General features: G+C 59.3%; 3 protein-coding genes. 1 reads left to right on the top strand and 2 read right to left on the bottom strand.

Annotated elements, in window-relative coordinates:
• Positions 1-591, bottom strand: a 591-nt coding sequence (locus tag EOA86_RS31370) for a glycosyltransferase (protein WP_164892170.1), incomplete at its 3' end; no start/stop codon positions are given.
• Between the two features lie 216 nt (positions 592-807).
• Between EOA86_RS31370 and EOA86_RS31375 the strand changes: the two genes are divergently transcribed.
• Positions 808-1,110 carry a DUF982 domain-containing protein gene (locus tag EOA86_RS31375; protein ID WP_128345152.1) on the top strand — a complete coding sequence of 101 codons (303 nt, stop codon included), beginning with the start codon at positions 808-810 and terminating at the stop codon, positions 1,108-1,110.
• Positions 1,111-1,247: 137 nt separating this feature from the next.
• On the opposite strand, the gene EOA86_RS31380 is transcribed toward EOA86_RS31375, so the two are convergent.
• The coding region (locus EOA86_RS31380; protein ID WP_164892171.1) for a calcium-binding protein at positions 1,248-2,272 on the bottom strand (1,025 nt) is incomplete at its 5' end.

Here is a 2,272-nt window from a genome sequence, read left to right on the forward strand (position 1 = left end):
GATCTCGATGGCACGATCCGGACGTTTATCGCGCGACATCCGGCCAAGGAAGGCGAGGTAGGGCTCCCCTGGGCTCGTCTCGAAAACCGGTTTGTAGAGTGCGGTCGGCAGCCCGTGGTGGATCGTCGTCAGCCAGTTGGCGTTGGCGAGCCCCGTGCTTTGGCTACGGGATACGGAGATCATCGGAAAGCGCGGAAAACGCTCATAGGCCGGGGCCAGATCGACATAGTCGAGCCTGCCATGCGGCGTCGTCACCGTCCGCTCGGGCATGTGCTCGAAGAAGGAAAAATGCAGGAAATGGCTGAGGTGAAAATGAATGATATCAAAATCATGAGCTCGTTTCCTCACCTCGGAAAGCATCGAAAGGTGCGCGGCTGTCTCGGATTTCAGCGGGCGTGGATCAAGACGCAGCGCACGCTCGCGACACGGCACCAATTTTGCCGACGTTTTTGTATCGCCACTGGCGAACAAGGTTACGTCATGGCCAAGCTCGACCAATCCTTCGGTCAGATAGGAGACAATGCGCTCCGTACCTCCATAGAGCCGAGGCGGTACGGATTCATGGAGCGGCGCCACATGGGCTATTCTCATAGGCTGGCTTTTCCCTCAAACATCATCGCTGAAGTCGAAATGCACCATCCCCCCGAACGTTCCCGCAACGGCAAGAAGTCGCGATGATTGGCGATTCACTCAGCCGACCCGTTGCCAATTTGCAAGGCTGTGGGCGTTTTTTGCCGGGAACCAATTGGCTGGCCGTGAATTTAATTAGGTTCGATCGAAGGCATCGCGATCGACGGGGAGGAAAAGATGAATCGCCTGCAGTTCTTTACGCCGGTGCGAATTTCGCGCGGGCAGGGAAAACCTGTCGAAGAAATCGACAGTGTCAGAGAAGCGATGACGTTTTTGCGCCACTGGCCGAAAGGGCGGCGCGGCCCGGTGTATCAATGCGCGCTGAACTGCTGCGCTGCGGCTCTGGCGGGCCAGATGTCTGCCGAGGAAGCAAGAAAGGCTTTTACGGGCTTTGCCCGGATCACCCGGCTGCTGGATGACGACATGTCGCTGCCGACAGGCAGCGAAAGGATGGGCAGCCTGTACACGGCGAGGCGATAGACGGTAGATCCACTCGCGACGATCCGCGCCAGTGCGTCCACGCCGCCAAAAGAGACAGGCTTCAAGCTGCAGTTCGTGCACCTGTCTCTGTCGGCGGGCGCGAGCCCTCACGCGAGGTCGTTTTCCCGTTAGCTCGTTCAGGTCACAAAGAATGCAGCTGCCGTAAGCGACAGACCTGGAGAGAGAGTGGCGAATTGTGTTTGAACCGCGCCGCCGATCCCGTCGCTGTCGAAAGAGAGCGCTCCGGTTGAATTGTTGTAGAGGATACGGTCGGAACTGTCGTGCGCGGCCGCACCCGAAAAGAAAGCGGTGGATGTGAGCGCGCCCGAGCTCAGCCCGGCAAATATAGCGTTGTCGATGTGGATCTTGTCCTGGAGCTTGTTGAAGTCAATAACCCTGTCAATATTGCCGCCCCCCAGAGCGGTATTGAAAACAAAGGCATCATTGCCGCCATAGCCGACCATCGTGTCTGCGCCGCCGCCGCCGTTGATGACATTGGCGCCGGCACTACCCCCGATGCTCTGGGCGAACTCGTTGCCGGTGAGGTTGATTGCCGTCGTGCCTGAGGGGTTGGTTGTGGCGAGAAGCTCGATCTGCGAACCGGCCGCAAGCGCATAGCTCACCACAGCGAACACCCTGTCGGTGCCGCCGCCCACCGCCTCAACCACCCTGTCACCGGCATTGTCGGCATAATAGATATCATTGCCGCCATAGCCGACCATCGTGTCGGCGCCGCCGAGGCCGTTAATCACATTGGCGCCGGCATTGCCCTGGATTGTCTGGGCGAACTCGTTGCCGTTGAGGTTCATAGCCGCCGTGCCGGACGGGTTGTTGATGGCGAGAAGCTCGATCTGCGAACCCCCCGAAAGAGCATGACTCAATGAGGCGAGCACTTTATCAGTACCGCCGCCTACCGCCTCAATCACCCTGTCGCCGATTTTGTCGACATAATAGGTGTCGTTGCCGCCGTAGCCGATCATCGTGTCGGCGCCAGCGAGGCCGTTGATGACATTGGCGCCGGCATTGCCCTGGATGGTCTGGGCAAACGCATTGCCGGAGAGGTTGATTGCCGTCGTGCCAGACGGATTCGTGGTGGCGAGAAGCTCGATTTCCGAGCCGGCCGCGAGCGCATAGTTCAGCGAGGTGAGCACCCTGTCGGTGC

It is taken from the genome of Mesorhizobium sp. M5C.F.Ca.IN.020.32.2.1 (assembly GCF_004023105.1).
GTDB classification, from domain to species: domain Bacteria; phylum Pseudomonadota; class Alphaproteobacteria; order Rhizobiales; family Rhizobiaceae; genus Mesorhizobium; species Mesorhizobium wenxiniae.